This window comes from Pseudoalteromonas sp. XI10, assembly GCF_001469895.1.
Taxonomy (GTDB): domain Bacteria; phylum Pseudomonadota; class Gammaproteobacteria; order Enterobacterales; family Alteromonadaceae; genus Pseudoalteromonas.
This window is the reverse complement of record NZ_LOPY01000062.1, coordinates 100,580-119,880: the sequence shown is the minus strand read 5'-3', so window position 1 is coordinate 119,880 and position 19,301 is coordinate 100,580. Positions and strand designations below refer to the sequence as shown.

The 19,301-nt window shown below is 41.7% G+C and carries 15 protein-coding genes; 9 read left to right on the top strand and 6 right to left on the bottom strand.

Annotated features, from left to right (window positions below; all coding sequences use genetic code 11):
- Positions 1 to 29: 29 nt before the first annotated feature.
- On the bottom strand, positions 30 to 2,276 hold the full coding sequence (gene lptD, locus AUR67_RS20405; RefSeq protein ID WP_058586613.1) for an LPS assembly protein LptD: 2,247 nt from the start codon (positions 2,274 to 2,276) through the stop codon (positions 30 to 32).
- 103 nt (positions 2,277 to 2,379) lie between these two features.
- Here lptD and AUR67_RS20400 point away from each other — a divergent pair, with 103 nt between their 5' ends.
- The 3 genes from AUR67_RS20400 to djlA are packed head-to-tail and all read left to right on the top strand — an operon-like array spanning position 2,380 to position 4,930.
- Positions 2,380 to 3,381, top strand: coding sequence for an aminoglycoside phosphotransferase family protein (locus tag AUR67_RS20400; protein ID WP_058586612.1), 1,002 nt, complete (start codon positions 2,380 to 2,382; stop codon positions 3,379 to 3,381).
- Positions 3,378 to 4,034 carry an N-acetylmuramate alpha-1-phosphate uridylyltransferase MurU gene (gene murU, locus AUR67_RS20395; protein WP_058586611.1) on the top strand — a complete coding sequence of 219 codons (657 nt, stop codon included), beginning with the start codon at positions 3,378 to 3,380 and terminating at the stop codon, positions 4,032 to 4,034. Before AUR67_RS20400 ends, murU begins: the two co-directional genes overlap by 4 nt.
- Before the next feature lie 23 nt (positions 4,035 to 4,057).
- Positions 4,058 to 4,930, top strand: coding sequence for a co-chaperone DjlA (gene djlA / locus AUR67_RS20390; protein ID WP_058586610.1), 873 nt, complete (start codon positions 4,058 to 4,060; stop codon positions 4,928 to 4,930).
- Here the strand turns inward: djlA and AUR67_RS20385 are convergent.
- Together AUR67_RS20385 and rluA are read right to left on the bottom strand one after the other, a co-directional pair.
- A complete protein-coding gene (locus AUR67_RS20385) occupies positions 4,913 to 5,848 on the bottom strand; it encodes a DUF3530 family protein (protein WP_082665681.1) in 936 nt (311 codons plus the stop codon). The two genes, djlA and AUR67_RS20385, sit on opposite strands and share 18 nt — an antisense overlap.
- 80 nt (positions 5,849 to 5,928) lie before the next feature.
- Positions 5,929 to 6,582, bottom strand: coding sequence for a bifunctional tRNA pseudouridine(32) synthase/23S rRNA pseudouridine(746) synthase RluA (rluA, locus tag AUR67_RS20380; RefSeq protein WP_082665680.1), 654 nt, complete (start codon positions 6,580 to 6,582; stop codon positions 5,929 to 5,931).
- 133 nt (positions 6,583 to 6,715) lie between these two features.
- Between rluA and AUR67_RS20375 the strand changes: the two genes are divergently transcribed.
- Positions 6,716 to 6,946 carry a hypothetical protein gene (locus AUR67_RS20375; protein WP_058586608.1) on the top strand — a complete coding sequence of 77 codons (231 nt, stop codon included), beginning with the start codon at positions 6,716 to 6,718 and terminating at the stop codon, positions 6,944 to 6,946.
- Between the two features lie 55 nt (positions 6,947 to 7,001).
- Here AUR67_RS20375 and rapA read toward each other — a convergent pair whose 3' ends face one another.
- Positions 7,002 to 9,896, bottom strand: a complete 2,895-nt coding sequence (gene rapA / locus AUR67_RS20370) for an RNA polymerase-associated protein RapA (RefSeq protein ID WP_058586607.1) — start codon at positions 9,894 to 9,896, stop codon at positions 7,002 to 7,004.
- Between the two features lie 299 nt (positions 9,897 to 10,195).
- Here rapA and AUR67_RS20365 point away from each other — a divergent pair, with 299 nt between their 5' ends.
- From AUR67_RS20365 to AUR67_RS20355, 3 genes are all read left to right on the top strand, one after another.
- Positions 10,196 to 11,593, top strand: a complete 1,398-nt coding sequence (locus AUR67_RS20365; protein ID WP_055197676.1) for a PhoH family protein — start codon at positions 10,196 to 10,198, stop codon at positions 11,591 to 11,593.
- 62 nt (positions 11,594 to 11,655) lie between these two features.
- A complete protein-coding gene (locus AUR67_RS20360; RefSeq protein WP_058586606.1) occupies positions 11,656 to 15,084 on the top strand; it encodes a response regulator in 3,429 nt (1,142 codons plus the stop codon).
- Positions 15,053 to 15,976, top strand: a complete 924-nt coding sequence (locus tag AUR67_RS20355; RefSeq protein ID WP_058586605.1) for a diguanylate cyclase — start codon at positions 15,053 to 15,055, stop codon at positions 15,974 to 15,976. The genes AUR67_RS20360 and AUR67_RS20355 overlap by 32 nt, the downstream gene beginning before the upstream one ends.
- A 32-nt stretch (positions 15,977 to 16,008) precedes the next feature.
- Here the strand turns inward: AUR67_RS20355 and AUR67_RS20350 are convergent, their stop codons facing one another.
- Positions 16,009 to 16,389, bottom strand: a complete 381-nt coding sequence (locus AUR67_RS20350; protein ID WP_058586604.1) for a DUF3192 domain-containing protein — start codon at positions 16,387 to 16,389, stop codon at positions 16,009 to 16,011.
- A gap of 163 nt (positions 16,390 to 16,552) precedes the next feature.
- A complete protein-coding gene (locus AUR67_RS20345) occupies positions 16,553 to 17,497 on the bottom strand; it encodes a D-2-hydroxyacid dehydrogenase (protein ID WP_058586603.1) in 945 nt (314 codons plus the stop codon).
- 94 nt (positions 17,498 to 17,591) lie between these two features.
- Here AUR67_RS20345 and zntR point away from each other — a divergent pair, with 94 nt between their 5' ends.
- Both zntR and AUR67_RS20335 read left to right on the top strand, forming a co-directional pair.
- Positions 17,592 to 18,005, top strand: coding sequence for a Zn(2+)-responsive transcriptional regulator (gene zntR, locus AUR67_RS20340; RefSeq protein ID WP_082665679.1), 414 nt, complete (start codon positions 17,592 to 17,594; stop codon positions 18,003 to 18,005).
- Entirely contained in the window at positions 17,989 to 19,185 is a 1,197-nt protein-coding gene (locus tag AUR67_RS20335; RefSeq protein ID WP_058586602.1) for an SO_0444 family Cu/Zn efflux transporter, read from the top strand. Before zntR ends, AUR67_RS20335 begins: the two co-directional genes overlap by 17 nt.
- The last annotated feature ends 116 nt before the right edge of the window (positions 19,186 to 19,301 follow it).

The following is a 19,301-nucleotide window of genomic DNA, read 5'->3' as shown; positions in this document are numbered from 1 at the left end:
CTAATACTCTTGCTAATAGTACTGCGGTACTAGTTATTAAGAAAATACGGTCTACGATAGCCAAAAATACCTTGTTGTAATAATTTTTGTGCATCATAACGGCTTTTACTTCCAAGCCCTTTTAATACGATATTGAAGCCAATACTGGTATCAAAGGTTGCTTGCTCTTGACCAATCGCCTGGTTCAAATCTGTTTCGATTTGACGACGGCCTGTGATTTGAAACGCCCAACAGCACGATTCATACTGAAGACCGCTGAAAACCTCAATGCTACGACCACTTTCTAAATCGCGGTGATAGCTGCCAACAAACTGCCAATCTTGCGATAGCGGAATGCTGGTAAATAGACCAACTTGCTCGATTGTATTGCCTGAGACATCATTTGCATAGCGATGGTTCAATTGCACGAGCTGTTTATCGTCACCTTTATAATCTAAGGTGATATTTGATTGAATAATTTCTTTACCATCAGTGTCGTATTGAATACCACCTGATAAATACCAGCGACGGTGCCAATGTAACATGGTTTGCGCTGCGAACAAGGCATTGTAGTTAGTATCAACATTAATACCTTGTGATGTAGGCTTTGCATCATCACTTAAATAAAATATTTGGCCTGCGCTGAAATTAAATACTTCTTCGTTTTCATTGCTAAATAAGCGAGTAGTCGCACCTAACGTAAATTGGTTCGCAGTGGCAATACGGTCGATACTTGAGAAACGACGGTCTCTAAATAAACCAAAAAAGTCATCTTGTAATTTTGCCGTATCGTAAAGGCCAATATTTGATTGGTCTTTATTTGGCGTATACAAGTACTGAATTTGTGGCTCAAGAGTTTGAATACCATCTTTAAAGAAAAACGCGGTATCACGCTCAAAATTTAATTGGCTGTATAAACGCACTTTTGGCAGGGTGCGGGTGACTTTTTCGTCGTAGTCGGTCCCTGCTAAATCGCCATGCTGGTTATATTCAGTATGCAATACGCTGAACTCAGATAAAAATGACCATGCGTATTCTTGATAACCAAAGCTTGCTTTAGGTTCTATGTGAACACGGCTTGCTTCATCAATAACTGCGTCATCATTCGTGAAATAACTAAGCTCACCATCAAGGGTTAAATCAACGCCATAAAAATCATACGCATCAGTTTGAGAAAAACTAATTTGTGGCAGCGCCGCATATGACTCGCGGTGATCACCAAGTACTTCAAAACTCTGTAGCTTAATATTGGTGCGCCAAGTATCACCTAAGTGGGTGAGTGAACCTGTACGATATAACTGAGTGTCTGTGCGAGTCGCATAGCCAGAATTTAAATCGGTTAAGTAGTTATCATCACTAACGTTGGTAATATCGATATTACCGCGCCAGTTTTCACCAAAGTAACTTTGTTGTTGCCAATGGAATAGATAACGCGAGTCAACATTTGGCTCTTCATCATCTTTATCTAGATACTCAACGGCAATGAGACCGTTGTTTTGCTCAGTTAAATAACGAAACTCACCAATCATTTGCAAACCGCGCTTAGACATATAGCGAGGCGTAATGGTGGCGTCGTAATTTGGCGCAATATTCCAGTAGTACGGAGTGATGGTTTCAATACCATAGCGACCTGAACTTGAGAATTTAGGTGTTAATAAACCTGATTTTCGGCGGTCATCCAACGGAAACGTAAAATAGGGGATATAAAGAACCGGCGTATCAAATACCCGTAATACGGTATTGTGAGTTTCGCCCCAGCCATCTTCACTTGATAAGTCAATTTCGTCAGCTTCAATTGCCCACACCGGTGTTTCGCCCGGGCAGGTAGTAAAGCTTGCGTTCATCAGGTTTAGGCCAGACTCGTTGACTGTTAGTTTTTCTGCGCCACCATGACCAAGTTGGTCGGTGAGCTTATAATCAGCACCAAGCAAGCTTAATTCAGAATTATTTAAATCCGCATTGAGCCCAGAACTATTAATTTGGCTTACTTTATCGCGATAAACGATAGGGCCGGTTGCATTAAGTAACCCACGTTGTTTGTCAATCAGTGCACTTTGTGCGGACAAATTCATCGTTAGGGTGTTAATATCTACATTACCGGTAAATTCTGCGCTTTGGGTACCCAATAGTTCAATATCATCGGATTTGATATCGATCATATTAAGTTCAAGGCCAGGGAGCGGTTGCCAAGCTCTGGTTTGCATTGAAGTGCCACAAAAATTGTGTGTCAGTTCAGTTTCGGCGAACGATGGTGCGCTAAGTACGCTTAGCATCATTATGCCCCAGGTTTTGCTCATTTAATGACCTTAATGCTCTTTGGTTGGATATAAGCTAGACATAATAAAGGAAAACAATGGCAAATACAGTAATTGACTTAGTGAAAAATAGATATCTTACTAAATGAATCGTTATAAAAGTTTACAGCAGTTTTTAAATCCTCATTTTAAAGAGGATGAATATCAATTAGCCGCCATCACAGGGGATGCGAGTTTTCGCCGTTATTTCCGCGTAAATACAAGTGATCAAAGCTATATTGTCATGGACTCAGATCCAGATAAATTAGATAACACGCCTTATGTAGAACTCAATAAAGTGTTTTCTCAGCATGGCTTTAAATTACCAAAAATTCTTCAAGCAGATGAAAAGCAAGGCTTCTTCTTGCTGAGTGATTTAGGCAATACTCATTTGGCTGATTTACTGGGCGACGAAGACCGCACTTTACACTACAAACATCTAATAAAGTTAAGTGCACAATGGGCGCAAATCCCGCCAGCCCAATACATGAAAGTATTTGATGGTGAGTTTTTACAATTTGAATTGAGCATTTTTAGAGATTGGTTAGTCGATAACTTTATTGGTGAGCAACTTTCTGCTGATGAGCAGCAAATGTGGCAACAGGCTTGTGAGTTATTAGTTAACAATGCCCTTGAACAACCAATTGTTACTGTACACCGAGACTTCCATAGCCGTAATATTATGCGCACAGGGCAACAATGGGCGATCATCGATTATCAAGATGCGGTGCAAGGGCCTGTGTGTTATGACCTTGTTTCGTTATTAAGGGATTGCTATTTCAAGTTACCAGAGCAAGAGCTAGATTACCTTTTACATTACGCTTATGACGAATTCAGCGAGCAACAGCTATTGCAAGACACCTCATTTGCGATGTTTAAGCGCTGGTTTGACTTAACCGGCGTGCAGCGTCATTTAAAAGCTGCAGGTATATTTTGCCGCTTAAAATTACGTGACGGTAAGTCTGGTTATTTGAATAATGTGCTGCCAACCCTTACATACATTAGTAATGTCAGTAAAGAATACCCAGAGTTAACAGCCCTTGGTCAGTGGATAGAGCAGACTATTATTCCACAGACTAAGCAGCGATTAACTAAAGAGTCTAAATGAAAGCAATGATCCTAGCGGCGGGGCGCGGTAAGCGCATGATGCCGCTAACAGAAGCGATGCCAAAGCCTATGCTAAAGATTAACGGCAAGCCATTATTAGAGCATCACATTAATAACTTACGCCAAGCAGGCATTACCGATATTGTCATTAACCTTGCCTGGCAAGGTGACAAAATAACAGAGTATTTCGGTAATGGTTCGCAGTTTGGTGTATCGATCACTTACAGCCAAGAGCAGGCTGGGGGGCTTGAAACCGCCGGGGGCATCATTCAAGCATTGCCGTTATTGGGTGAGCAATTTATTGTCATCAATGGTGATGTGTTTACTGATTATGATGTGACTTCGTTGATGCAGCTTCATCTGCAAGCAGGGGAGGCGCATATTGTCCTTGTTGAAAATCCTGCGCATAACCCTGATGGTGATTTTGCACTGAGTCATCTAAGCCCAGGTAGTCAAAAGTATACTTTTTCCGGTATAAGTCGCTATCATGCTGATTTCTTTAAAGGTCTCAGCGCAGGTATTCGTCCACTTGGGCCCATTTTGCGAGAAAAGCTCAGTGAACATCACGTTTCGACTGAGCTTTATTTGGGGCAATGGGATGACATTGGCACACCTGCCAGACTCGACGAAATCAATCAACGTTTCGCTTTGTAATAACAACAGAGGTTTGCCAAATTATGTGGGGAAAAGTACTCGGTTTTTGTTTTGGCTTTATGTTTGGCAAATTTATAGGAGCCTTACTGGGCCTATACCTAGGCCATATGTTCGATCGCAGCTTAAAACAAGACTTTGATAAAGCAGGTGGTTTTTCTGGTTTGTTTAAAGGCGATGATATTAACGAGCGCCAAGCACTTTTCTTTTCTAGCTGTTTTGCGGTGATGGGGCATATCGCCAAATCGAATGGTCGCGTTAGTGAAACGCATATTCGTGCGGCAAGTTTGTTTATGGACGAAATGGGCTTATCGGGTGATGAGCGCAGAGAAGCACAAGATGCCTTTCGTAGTGGTAAAGAAACGGATTTTTCATTAAAAGAAACGGTTCATGACTTTAAAGAGCGCTTTGCTCGACGCCATGATCTATTGCAACTTTTCCTCGAAATACAAATTCAAATGGCCTTTTCTGATGGTCACCTTGCAGAGCAAGAAAAGCAGCTATTGCAAGAGGTGAGCAAGCAGTTAGGTATTTCGCGTACTCAGTTCGCATTTTTATTAAAACGCTACCAAGCCGAATTTGCATTTCGTCAGCAACAACAGCGTTTTTATGAACAACAACGCCAACAAAGCCAGCAAAACCGCAGCAGTCATAGTGAACAAAGAGGGCACAATGTGCCACCGAATAATGGTATGAATCGCGCTCAAGCGTTGGCTCTTTTAGGCTTAAACAATGATGCTTCAGCGAGAGATATTAAAGTAGCCTATCGAAAGCTCATGGCTCAGCATCACCCCGATAAGCTGGTATCGCAAGGTTTACCAAAACATATGATGGAAGTTGCGGTAAAGAAAAGCCAAGATATTCAAGCGGCTTATGAGTATTTAAAAAAGGCGGCGTAAAAAGCCGTCTACTTCTTTGAGCAGTCGCTGGTGCTGCTCAGGCTCTGAAGGCACACCAAATAACTCTCTTTGACGGTAGTCATATTTAGCGTGTTTTCTTACCCAACGTTTTCTGTCTTTTACACTTTGCAGGGTGTCAGGGTTACCCTCACTATAAAAAATATCCAGTAAGGGTGGGCTGATAGTTGAAAGCGTCGCATTGAGATGCTGGTTACGAACACTGTTGGGTAAATAACTACCTAGGCTAATAAAAGCGTTTAGTTCGTTATTTGGAAAGCTAGCATAATGCTCAATCAGTAGCCCCGCACTGGCACCTTGTGCCACCACAATAATATTGCCGCCTTCATCCATTGCACTGTTATACAAGGCATTGAATCTGGCAATTAGCTTTAATTTGTAATCATCAAGCACAGCTTCACTGATATTAGGCTCACCCGTAACAAAATGCGGCGCTTGTTGCGTTTCGGCTGGTGGAGCTGAAGCTGCTTGCTCATCGCCTTGTTCATTACTTTGTGTTGTTGACTCAGGTTCAGAGCTTTCAGATGACTCGGGCGTTGTCATATCGACAGGGTGCCAATCAATGTCAGGCATGGTCATGGCAAGGGTTGCATAGCCAATTTCGTTTAACTGCTTGCGCAAAAAGTTAATACCAGCATTATTAGTGGGTAGGTGCTGCCAATCAGGAATGATTAACACAATTCCGCGTTGACTGGCTGCCATCGATTGACGATATAAGCTAATGAACTCATCTTCACCGGCAAGCAGAGTGCGTACTTCATCGCTTGGTAAAAAGCGTTGAATATCGTTAGTGACCAAACTTGACCAAGGGGTGGGTTTAATAAAATCGGCAGCATTCACATTGCCCATGAACGCAAAACAGGCTGCGTAAAGTAAGCGATGTGCGGGTTTTAAATTCATGCCGATATTACCTGAGTCTTTAATTAAATCAGTTATTGATTAACTATCGGCAGTCTTTATTAAATATTTAGAGAATTGTCTTAAAACTCAGGAGCGGCTTCAAAAATCAATGTTTCACCGCTGGCTGGGTGAGCTAAGGTTAGCATTTCGGCATGCAGCTGTAAGCGAGGAGCCATGGCGAATGCCTCGGGGTGAGCATACAGCTTATCGCCTAAAATAGGGTGACCCAATGACAGCATATGTACACGTAGTTGGTGAGAACGTCCAGTAATTGGGGTCAGCTCAACACGAGTTGCATTCTGTTCATATTCAAGCACTTTAAAGTGGGTTAATGACGGTTTGCCATTATCGTGATCAACCATTTGCTTTGGTCGGTTCGGCCAATCACAAATAAGTGGTAAATCTACCGATCCTGTTTCTTGCTCAAGCTTACCAAATATGCGAGCAATGTAGCGTTTTGCAGTTTTTCTATCTTGAAACTGAATGCTTAAATTACGATGCGCTTCTTTGTGCATAGCTAAACAAATAATGCCAGAGGTAGCCATATCAAGGCGATGAACAATTTTTGCTGTTGGAAAAACGCGATTAATGCGAGCAATAAGGCAGTCAGCGTGTTTTGGATCTTTTCCCGGCACAGTAAGTAAACCACTTGGTTTATTCACAATAAGCAAGTCATCGTCTTGATAAACAATACTTAAATAAGGTGTCATTGGGGGATTATAATTGAGTAACACAGCCAGCCTCGATGATATGCAAGGGCGCTATTTTAAAGGAGTATGAGCGCATACACAATGCCAGAGCTGGTTTTCGAGTAGCAGCTAAGATACAGTAAATTCAGCTATGGAGTTTAAATAAAAGGACAAGTGAATGTTTCGCCTTGGTTTAATTCGCAGTAAACCTTGTACACGTTGTGGCTTAGAAGTTAATGACCTTGAGCCAGAGTGTCCGCATTGTAAAGGCTTTTCAGACCTACAAGCAGTATATTTGAAACAAGCTTACAAAGACGATTTAATACAGAGAAACAAAAGCTTAGCTAAGTTATTTTGCAAGCTAGCGGCAGTGGCTGTAATTATTACCCTAGTGGTGTTTTTTGCATAAAAAACGCGATGTGAAAGCACATCGCGTTTGTGGTTTTGAGTTTAGCGCTTCAACGTTAGTGTGAAACGACAATTAAACGAATTGCATCCAGTTTAACTTGGGCTTTTTCGATGTAAGTCGTGAGTTCGCTACGCTGTTTATCAAAGAAGCTAAGCTCTTCATCACGAATATTTGGGTTGATCTGCTTAAGTGCCGTTAAACGAGCTTGCTCTTCACCAAGGGCAGTTTGCATTTTCTCTAGTGATTCAGCACGCAGTGCTTCTAGCTTGCTTTGTGCCATGCCTTGTGCGCTGGTGATCATTGGGTGAATGGCACTTTGTAGCGCGCTGGCTAATTTACTTGCCGTTTGGCGACCAACCGCAGACAACTGCTGATTGAAAGCATCAAAAGCAACATTATCAGCCAAGTTATTACTACCCTTATCTAATAAGATACGAATAGGCGTTGGTGGCAAGAAGCGGCCAACCTGAAGTGCTTTAGGCGCCATCGCTTCAGCAATGAAAATAAGCTCAACAAAGAAGGTACCAGCAGGTAGCTTTTTGTTTTTCAGTAACGCCACAGAGGCAGTACCAAAGTCATCATCACAAATCATGTCTAAGCTGCCTTGCACCATTGGGTGATCCCAACTGATGAAATGCGCGTCTTCTTGCGAAAGCGAGGTGCTGCGATCAAACGTTACTGTGATGCCATCATCTTTTAAGCATGGGAAAGATGGATTTAGCATGTGCTCAGTTGGTTTTAAGATAATGGTATTTTCACCTTTGTCTTCTTGGCTTACCCCAAAGGTGTCAAACACATTGATCATATAGCTTGGCAGCGTGAATTGATCGTCTAACTCTTCGATATCAGCTACAAGGCTTTCTGCTCGGCCTTGGCCACTTGAGTGTAGCTCTAGTAAGCGGTCACGACCACTTTCCATTTGCTTACGAAGCTTGGCATTTTGACCTGCCACTTGTTCTAGTAGAGGGTCTAGCTCTTCTTCGTCGCAATTGTGTGCACCAATAAACTCAAGCAATTCTTCGCCATACTCTTTATACAGCATTTGCCCTGTTGTCGAGGTTGTTTCAAACGCATCTAAGCCTTCGTTGTACCAACGAAGTAACACCTCTTGTGCGGTGTTTTCAAAATACGGCACGTGAATGTTTACGTCTTGAGTTTGACCAATACGGTCAAGACGACCAATGCGTTGCTCAAGTAAGTCAGGATTAAGTGGTAAATCAAACAATACTAGGTGATGCGAGAATTGGAAGTTACGACCTTCAGAACCAATTTCAGAACAAAGTAGAATTTGCGCGCTGTCGTATTCATCGGCAAAGTAAGCCGCTGCACGGTCACGTTCAACAATCGACATGCCTTCGTGGAAAACAGAGGCTTTAATTGCTTCACGCTCACGTAAAATCTGTTCTAGGCTAAGTGCGGTTTCGGCTTTAGCACAGATAAGCAGTACTTTTTCGTGTTTAAGGGTTTTTAAGGTTTCGATTAACCAATCAACACGTGGGTCAAATGCGCCCCAGCTAGCATTTTCACCTTCAAACTCTTGGAAGATTTTTTCAGGGAATAGAGCGCGAAGTGCCGTTAATTCAGCATTTTGAATGCCGCCCATGTTACCCAGTACCGACATCGCCGTTTTATATTGTTTAGGCATTGCCATAGGGTATGCATGAAGCTTACGGCTTGGGTAACCATCAATACCGCTGCGGCTATTTCTAAATAAAATACGACCCGTACCATGGCGGTCCAGCAGCATTGATAAAATTTCGTTGCGCGCCGCTTCATCACCTTGCTCCGCTTTCGCTAAAATGTCAGTGATGTCGGTTTCTTTCAATAGCTCTTTTAATGTTGCACGAGATGCATCATCAAGGCCTTTTTCACCTAGTAATTGGTTAGCAGCTTCAGCCACATCTTTGTAGTTACTTTCTTCTTCAACAAACGCATCGTAGTCGTAGAAACGATCTGGGTCGAGTAATTGCAAGCGGGCAAAGTGACTGCGGTGACCAAGTTGATCTGGCGTTGCAGTTAATAAGATAAGGCCCGGAATGTCTTGGCTTAACTCTGCCATGCGTTGGTATTCAGTGCTTGGCTTACCATTATTGATACTTAAATGGTGCGCTTCATCAACAACCAATAAATCCCAATCAGCTAGGGTTGCTTGCTCAAACCAGCGTTTTTTCTTGCTTAAGAACTCAAGGCTAGTAAGTACTAACTGTTCTGTTTCGAATACGTTTGGAGAGTCTGCGAATGCTTCATCACAACGTTCTTCATCAAAGATTGAAAAACGTAAGTTAAAGCGGCGTAGCATTTCTACTAACCACTGATGCTGTAAGTTTTCAGGCACAACAATCAATACGCGGCTAGCACGGCCACTGATGATTTGTTGATGTAAAATCATACCAGCTTCAATGGTTTTACCTAAACCCACTTCATCAGAAAGTAATACGCGTGGCGCAAAACGTTTACCCACTTCTTGTGCGATATAAAGCTGATGCGGAATAAGGTTTGCACGCTGACCAATTAAACCTTTTAAAGGTGATTGTTGGCGCTCAAACTGGTGCTGCCAAGTTTGGTAGCGAAGCGTATAGCGGTCAAAACGGTCCACTTGACCTGCAAATAAACGGTCTTGTGGTTTATTGAATTTGATAAAGTGATCTAAAAAGGTTTCTTTTAACTGCGCTTTTTCACCATTATCAACGCGAATGCCGTGATAGCATAGTAACTCGCCTTGCTCTTCAACAGACTCGACTTCTAATTCCCACTCTTCAACGCTGCGAATAATATCACCTGGATTAAATGCGACACGAGTAACAGGTGCTTCTGTTAAAGAATAAACTCTGTTTTCTCCACTGGCTGGAAATAAAATGCTGACCTGACGGCCTTCAAGGGCAACAACGGTGCCTAATCCTAAATCTGACTCAGTATCACTGATCCAACGCTGACCTAAGGAAAAATTCATGTATGTCTCGTCTATGAAGAAAAAAGGCGGCTATGTTACCTGTAACGCCATGCTACTTCAAGGCAGTAAACTCGCCGCACACAATTAAATTTAGTCAACCTTTTTAAGCCATTATTAACGGTAAAAATTGTATATATTTTAACCGGTTAAATAATTGTATATTTGTTTGTCATAAAAAGGACTTTTGTCGTAAATAGACTAAACTGAGTATATACCTGACGAATAAACCATAGCTTCATCCGCCGCTTGTTTAGTTTATTGGGTATAGCATAAAAATCATAAAACGTAAGGAAAGTGCTATGGAAAAAGCTTCGAACCTTGATAGTAAAATGTATGTGCTCGATACCAATGTATTACTCCACGAACCCCTCGCTTATTTATCTTTCCAAGAACATGATGTTGTTATCCCCATGACAGTATTAGAAGAGCTTGACCACATTAAAGATAGGAAACATGACGTTAGCCGTGACGCCCGTGTTGCTATTCGTGGTTTAGATGAAGTGTTAAAGGACGCTTCGCCAGAGCAAATGTTGCAGGGGGTCGCGCTTCCTAGTAACAAAAAGGCTAAATCAGAATCTCGTGGCCGCTTAATTATCGTTAATGACCATTTATTTGCAGACAGTATTTCGGGGTTGCCGGGCAACGAAAACGACCACCGCATCATCAATTGTGCTGTTCATTTACAGAAGCAACACAGCGATAGCAAGGTGGTGCTTGTCACTAAAGACATAAATATGCGCCTCAAAGCGAAAGGTGCAGGCCTTAAATTTGTTGAAGACTACAGAACAGACCAATTAATTGACGACATTGCTTTGCTTACTAGCGGCTATAAAAAAATTGAAGGTGATTTTTGGCAACAGGTTGGCGAATGCGAAACAGAGCAGCAAGGCCGAGATACCTATCATCATGTGGCAAAAAGCACGATTAGCGATGTGTTCTGTAATGAATATATTTTAGATGAAAGCGACCACTTTGCGGCTCGGGTAACAAGTTACGATGATAAACAAATTACTTTAAAGGATATTAGTGTTGAGCGCTTGATGAGCCATACCGCTTGGGGTGTAAAACCAAAAAATGTTTATCAAGGGATGGCACTTGATGCGCTACTTGACCCAAGTATTGAATTGGTAATTTTAACTGGTCCCGCTGGCTGTGGTAAAACCTTACTTGCTCTTGCTAGTGCCCTTGAAATGATTATTGAAAAAGGCATTTACGATAAAGTGATTGTCACTCGTAATACCCCAGAGATTGCAGAGTCGATAGGCTTTTTACCTGGTACTGAAGAAGAGAAAATGGCGCCGTGGTTAGCTGCTATAACCGATACTTTAGAAGTGCTGCATAAAGGAGATGAGAATCCGATTTCGAGCCGTAATTACATTATGGAAAAAGCCAATGTACAGTTTAAATCGGTAAACTTTATGCGTGGCCGTAGTATTCAAAACGCGGTTGTTATTTTGGATGAAAGTCAAAACTTAACCGCTTCACAGCTGAAAACCATTATTACTCGTTGCGGTGAAGGCACTAAACTCATTTGCTCAGGTAACTTGGCGCAAATTGATAGTAACTACCTCACGCCAGTCACCTCAGGTTTAACCTATATTGTTGAACGTTTTAAAGATTTTCAGGGCAGTGCCACCGTTAACTTAAACGGTGTGGTACGTAGCCGCTTAGCCAGCTTTGCTGAAGAAAATTTATAACTTGCCAGTACTGCTATGCCTCGTTAACCTAGCTGTTATCGAGGTAAGGTACTTATAAATCAGTGAATTTTTTACCGTTAAAGCATTACTATCGCTCTTTAGCAGTGGCACTTATTGTGCCACTGCTGGTGGCGTTTTTTTTGTGTTTACATCTATATAATTTAAAACTTGAACGGGCGATAGAAAGCAGGCAAAACGGTTTTAATAATATTTCAGCTCAGCTTAGCCATGCTATGCGTGCCGCAGATGGCCTTATAGACACCATGTTCAAGCTATATGAGCAGCCACTTTCTTATGATTTTGATCCTAGTTGGGCACGCAATGTGAATCAATACGATCACTATTACTACCAAAGTGTGGGCGATGGAGTGGGGGAGATAGTCGGGCAAGGAAAGTTTGCCTCAACCGCTTATGCAATTAATCAATGGCGACGAGTTATTGCCCTCGGCCCCTCGTTTAATACCACGCTGTCGCTTATTCAATCTTTAGAAGCGGTTGCTTATGTTAATGAGCAAGGCTTTGTTTATATTAAGCGCCGTAACACAGCAAAAAGTGAATTTCTGACCAGTGTGTTAGATAATAAATTTCGACCTTTATCAATCAATAGCAACAAGCTTGCTTCTAGTTCTGTGTTGACTATTAATGGTCATGCTTACTTTGCTATTGGCAAGCAACGAGCTGCCAATAGTCGCGATTACATTGTGTTGATTTATGATCTTAAAGCAATTTCTAACTGGTTAAAAAAAATAGCGCCTAACTATGGTGAGTATATTTTTATCAACCAAGATAACCAAGTTATTGCCAGCTCAAAGGCAACGCTTAATACTGCCATAAGTGCCAACGAGCATTGGCCAAATATCGCGGTAGATATGCGCAAGAGTAATCACAGTCATTTAGTACAAGAAGCTACCAACTTACCTATTTACACTCGTTTCTATGAATCAAAGCAAGCCCTGAGTGAACCAGTAGGCTACGACATTTTTTTAGAATTCGCATTTTTGAGTGTGTTTTTAGTGATGATGTTCAGCGCTGTTTTTTGGTTGAGTCAGCGCATTTTTGTAAAACCAATGACGCACTTGATGAATTATCTTGAGCAGCATGATGAAGGCAAACAAGCATTAGTTCATTATCGTATTCCTGTTGATTGGCAGCCTTGGTTCAGCCGTGTGAAAAAGGTGTTTAGCCGTAATGAAGAGCTCGTTCAGTCGTTACAAGAGGCAAATAAAGCGCTTGATTCGCAAGTACAGGTAAAATCAAAACAATTACGCCGTAGTATTGATGCGAAAGAGCGTCACTTAGCGCTATTAAATACCATGCTCAATAACGTACCGGATCTCATTTATTTTAAAAATATTGATGGTTCGTTTTTAGGCTGTAATAAGGCGTATGAGCGCTATATTGGCTTGCCACAAGAGAAGCTAGTAGGGCAGCAAATATGTGATATTAGTGATGATAACGGTGAGTTAAACGAGCTTGAAAAGCAAGTACTCAAAGACCGCCAAGCTTATCAAAAAAGATTGACCACAGAAGATAAAAGTTATCTTTTTAGCATTGTGCCATTTTACAACGAACATCAGCAATTTCTTGGCACCATGGCAATTGGTCGTGATATTACCGAGCAGCATAATGCGCTCGATGCATTACAAAGCTCCGAAGCGAAATTACGCAGTGCCATGGAATATGCCGCTAATGGGGTGCTGTTGGTATCACTTGACGATCAGGTGCTGCAAGCAAATAAAGCGGCACGCAAAATCTTTGCAATTGAAAACGCCAATGAGCTCAAATTAATAGACTTATTTGCTGAGACGTCTTATCAGACGTTAAAAAATACCCTGACAGAGCTGTTGCATGAGAAGAAAAAAGTTTATCACTTTAGTCTTGAGCAGCAAGAGCTACAGCGCTGGCTACAAATTAGTGTGTCATTAGTTTGGAATGCTGAGCAAACCCCTGATTACTATGTTGTTCATGTACAGGATGTGACGGATTTAGTAAAAGCAAAAGATGATGCTGAGCGGGCAACATTAGCCAAGAGTCGCTTCATTGCAAACCTTAGTCATGAAATACGCACACCACTCAATGCTGTACTAGGCTTAATTGACGTGATTGCATTGCAAGGTTTAACACAGCCGCAGCGTAATCATGCCGAACAAGCAAAATCAGCAGCCAATAGCTTGCTTACTTTACTAAATCGTATGCTCGACTTTGCCCGCGCGGAAAGCTCGCAAGTACAACTTAACAAAGCCCCTTTTAGTGTGCCTGACTTAATCGACTACTGTCAGGGAATAACAGCCCCTTTATGCGCAAATAAAGATATCGAGTTTAAAGTCGAATGCGATAAAAGCATTAGCGATAACTTAGTGGGTGATCAAATTTGCTTGCAGCAGGTACTGGCTAATTTACTGACCAACGCTGCCAAATTCACCGAACAAGGCACAGTGACATTAAACTTAATGCTGGTGGAAGAGTCAGCTGAGCAGCAACTCATTTGCTTTACTGTTAAAGACACGGGCATTGGTATTAGCAAGGCAGATCAAAGCCGCTTATTTGATGCATTTACTCAAGGTGATGAATCATTAACGCGCTCTCATCAGGGGGTTGGTTTGGGCTTAGCGATTGTTAAGTACGAAGTTGCGCTAATGGGAGGCGAAATTAAACTTGAAAGCGAAAAAGGTAAAGGCAGTGAATTTTGCTTTTGCTTACAGCTAGATAAAGCCGCGGAGCCTGTGAAAAAAGAACTGGTTTCATTGCCTTCTAGTACTGATTTATCTGGCATGTTAGTGCTGGCTGTGGATGATAACCCGCTTAATTTAAGCATTATTAAAAGCATTTTAGAGCAAATTGATGTCACCGTTGTGTGTGCGCATAGTGGTGAAAAAGGCATTGAGCTGGCAAATAGCCTAAGGCCCGATCTCATTTTTATGGATATTCAGATGCCAGAAATGGATGGTTGTCAGGCAACGCGTATTATTCGTCAGTCATTCACCAAAGAGCAAATGCCGATTTACGCACTCACTGCACACAGTGAAAGCGAAGATATTGAGCATTCAATCGCGGCGGGTATGAATAAGCATTTAACTAAACCGATTGTTGCTAGTAAGTTGTTTTTAGCAATGAGTGAACTCGATAACACAAAAGAAGTCTTTTTTGATCAAGCTTTTATACTGTCTCAGTTTGCAAACAATACTAAGTTAGTATTAACTATGTTGTCGAAGTTTGCGACTATGGCAGCAGAGCAGTTATTACAAATCTCTACATTAAAAACTACCGATGAGTTGGTCCGTGTGGTTCATAATGTAAAAGGGTCAGCCGGAAATCTCGGTTTTAAGCGATTGTCAGCGTGCGCTCAGCAATGTGAAGCTAGGCTTAAATCTGATGGCGAACTACCCGAACAATTAAATGATGAGTTGCAATGGCAAATAAAACAGGTCATCGCATTTATCATCGAACAAGGATCTACTGATGTTGAAAAGAGCCAAGGTACTGATTGTTGATGACGATCCGTTAAACCGCTTGGTATTAGAGAAAACATTGCAGCAAGACTATGATGTTTTTTGTGTTGAGAGTGGCGAAAAAGCACTGACGTTTTTAAAAACGCAAACTGTTGATTTGTTGATCTTGGATATTGTAATGCCAGGTATTGACGGCTACGAAGTGCTTACTAAGCTAAAAGAAAGCGCGACTACCAGTATGTTGCCTGTAATATTCATTTCTGCCAATACCAGTCACGATGATGAAGCGAAGGGCCTTGAATTAGGCGCGATGGACTACATCACTAAACCATTTAGTGCTGCTATTGTGCGTGCTCGAGTGCGTAATCAGCTGCTGATCAAACAAAAAAATGACTTACTAGAAATGCTCGCCTCAATTGATGGCCTAACCGAGATCCCAAACCGACGTTATTTAGATGAAAATTTAGCGCGAGAGTGGCGTCGTTGTCGTCGAGATCAAACCCCGTTATCGGTGTTATTGATGGATGTTGATCACTTCAAACGTTACAATGATTGCTATGGTCACCGAGCAGGTGATGATTGCTTAAAACAAATTGCTCATGCCTTAGTTGGGGCCTGTGAAAGAGGCAGTGACTTTGTTGCGCGTTATGGTGGTGAAGAGTTTGCTGCAGTGTTACCCAATACTTCAGCTAAAGAAGCTATGTCGTTTGCAAATAAACTGCGCAATGCGGTGAATGATTTAAACATCCCACACAAAGCATCGCTAAATGCCGACCATGTCACAATTAGTATTGGTATTGCGACCACAGAAAATGGTCAGGTTTATGCAGAACAAACCTTACTTGAAGAAGCTGATTTAGGTCTTTATCAGGCTAAAGACGCCGGACGAGATCAGATAGTATCGAGAATGATCGCAGTGAGCGAACATGAGTAGGCAAAGCCTACTCATCCGTTTCAAATTATTTATTAACCATTGCTAAGTGATTTATAAATCGTATCACCCACGCCAATTAACTTATCATTTTTAAATACGAGTGGCGTACACTCATCTTTAGTCATCTTGCCATCAGAGTGAATGCTATGCGTTACATAGAATAATACTTGATAAACATCATCGCCTTGCTTTAATAACTCGGTAAAGTTAGGTGTATTAAGTTTATTTAATACAGTTTGGTAGCTCGTATCTAATGCAAGGTTAGAAATCACTTCACGATTATTTTTATGCTGTTTCTGCCAGCTAGAAGAGTTACCTGCCCAATGAGTGTCGGCTTCACCGTCAGAAACAGCAATGACACAACCAGTTAAAAATGGAGCTGTTAGCGCGGCAATAAGAAGTGCTTTTTTCATGTTATTTTATCCCGAAGAAATTGTTTTATAGTTATGCACTTAATAGCAAACTGCTTGCCAAACTTTTAAAGTTCAACTAAATCAAATGCTTAACCTATTTTTAGTCAAAGGGCTAAGTTATAAATTACTAACTACTTAGCTCTATTGACTAATAAATTGCAATTTAGACCAACCTGTTACGTGTTTCGCCTTGATTAAATGCTTGGATATTTAACGCAATTTCGTTAACTAAGCGCACAATAGATTCTTGGCTCGCCCATGCAATGTGTGGGGTAAGTAATAAGTTTGCACCTTTGTATAGTGCCAGCGGGTTTTCGTGCTCTGCAGGTTCTTTACTGAGTACATCAACACCGGCTCCGGCTATGACATTATTAGCTAATGCGTCAGCTAAATCGGCTTCATTGATGATCCCACCACGAGCAGTATTAATAATTATAGCTGACGGTTTCATCATGCTTAATTCTGCCGCAGCGATTTGGTTGCGTGTTTCATCAGTTAGCGGGTAGTGAACACTAATAATATCGGCCGTGGTTAGGGCATCATTGAAACTAACACGACCTTCACGAGGCGTTTGGCCTTTTCGTTCACTAATGATGACATTGGCACCAAAGGCGCGTGCTACATCGGCAACGGCTTTACCCAGTGAGCCATAGCCAACAATAGCCAGTGTTTTGCCGGCAATTTCATTAAAGCTGTAATCTAAACGGCAAAACATAGGGCTTTGCTGCCATAAGCCTTGCTGGCAATCATTAATGTATCTGTGAGTATTGCCCAGTAAATTAGTAATTAGAGTAAAGGTATGCTGCACCACACTCGGTGTTGAATAGCCCGCGACATTTGTCACTGCGATGTTATGTTCTTTGGCTGCATCTAAATCAATGTTGTTAGTCCCTGTCGCTGCAACACATATTAATTTTAAATTAGTTAGCTTGCCCATGGCGTGCTGATCAATCACCACTTTATTACTGATAACGATATCGGCATCTTGGCAGCGCTCAACAACCTGTTCTTGAGCGGTTAAGTCGTAACAGGTTAATTTACCTAATTGCGCTAAGGCATCTAACGAAGTGTTGGCTAATGTCGCTGCATCAAGGACAGTAATATTCATGTGCTTTCCTTTTTTAATTTATTGCTTGACCTTGGGGTGTACTCCAAGGTTTATAGTGAGCATAATAAATAAACGCTTCACAATGGAGACGGTGATGAAAATAGGTGAGTTTGCCCGTCAGTTGGGTGTCTCAACAGATACGCTACGGTACTACGAAAAGCATGGTTTGTTAACGCCTAGTTCGCGTTCAGACGTGGGATATCGTTTTTATTCTGAGAATGACTATAAGCAAATGGCGTTTATTCTCAGAGCAAAGAATGTTGGTTTTAGTCTGGCTGAGATCAAAGAGCTACTGCAAATTAAGTTTCATAAAGATGAGCATTCTTGTCATGAAGTTAAAGAGATGACACTACAAAAACGTGATCTGGTTGCACAACGAATTGCAGAGCTAAATCGCTTTTATGACTCACTTTCATTATTAGCAGATAAATGTTGTGGCGGAGAAGAGCCTGCTGAAAACTGTTCAATACTAACGACGCTGGAGGATATCGATGGACTTACTCAATAATTTTTGGCATCTGTTTTTACTTTCAGCGCCTTGGTTAATGCTGGGCTTATTTATAGCAGGTCTTCTCAATGTGTATTTGCCTGCTAACTTTCTTAACCGGCATTTAGGCAAAGAAGGGTTATGGACCACAGTTAAAGCAGCCTTTATTGGGGCTCCAATGCCATTGTGTTCATGTGGTGTGATCCCTGCGGCCATTGGTTTAAGAAGGGCGGGGGCGTCAAAAAGTGCCACCACAGCATTTTTAGTTTCAACTCCTGAAACTGGGGTCGATTCAGTTTCGGTATCTTATGTATTACTAGGCCCATTTATGGCGGTAATACGTCCTATTGCCGCCGTGTGTAGTGCGATTATGGCGGGAGTATTAGTAGGTAAAGATAGCGAGCTTCATCAGCATCAAAACACAGCATCAGATGAAAAAGACTCAGAATCAACATCTTGTTGTAGCAGTAAACAGCCTGAGCCTGTGACCACATCAAGTTGTTGCAGTAAAGAAGCGCCTCCTAAGCCCGAACAAAGTTGTTGCAGTAAGCAAACGCCTAAAGAACCTGAGTCTGTTAAAACAACAAGCTGTTGCAGCACTGAGCAGTCATCTAAAGCCGTTGAAAGTCGTTTTAGCAAACTGAAACGTGCAGTGAACTTTAGTTGTAACAAGCTGCTTGAAGACACCATGATTTGGCTAATGATCGGTTTATTTTTTGCTGCTCTAGTACAAACTTATGTACCAGAATCTTATTTAAGCCAGTGGGGGAATGGCATCCTTGCAATGCTGGTGGTTATTTTAATCAGTATTCCTATGTATATTTGTGCCACAGCATCGACACCTATAGCGGCAGGCTTATTACTCAGTGGTGTGTCTCCGGGGGCGGTGCTAGTGTTTATGCTAGCTGGGCCGGCAACTAATATTGCAACACTTGGTGTGGTTGGTAAAGAGCTTGGCAAGCGTGCGGTATTTGCCTACTTAATAGGAGTGATTGGCACGGCGCTAGCCTTTGGCTTTTTAACCGATTATTTAGTGGCGCAATACGGTTTTGTTGTAGCGCCGATGATGGGCGAAGAACACGAAGTTCTACCTCATTGGTTAAGCCTTGGGGCAGGTATTGTGTTGGCAATTTTAATGCTTAGGTTACTGCTAAAAATGGTATTAAAAAAGTCGTCGCAAACTGGTAAGAGCATTGCTTAATTATTTGTTATAGATATACATTTTATAGATTGACTGGCATTTAATTTGGTTAACTATCGCGTCTCGGTTCGCATTTAAAATTGCCTGAGTTATAATCCGCCAATTATTTTTAACGG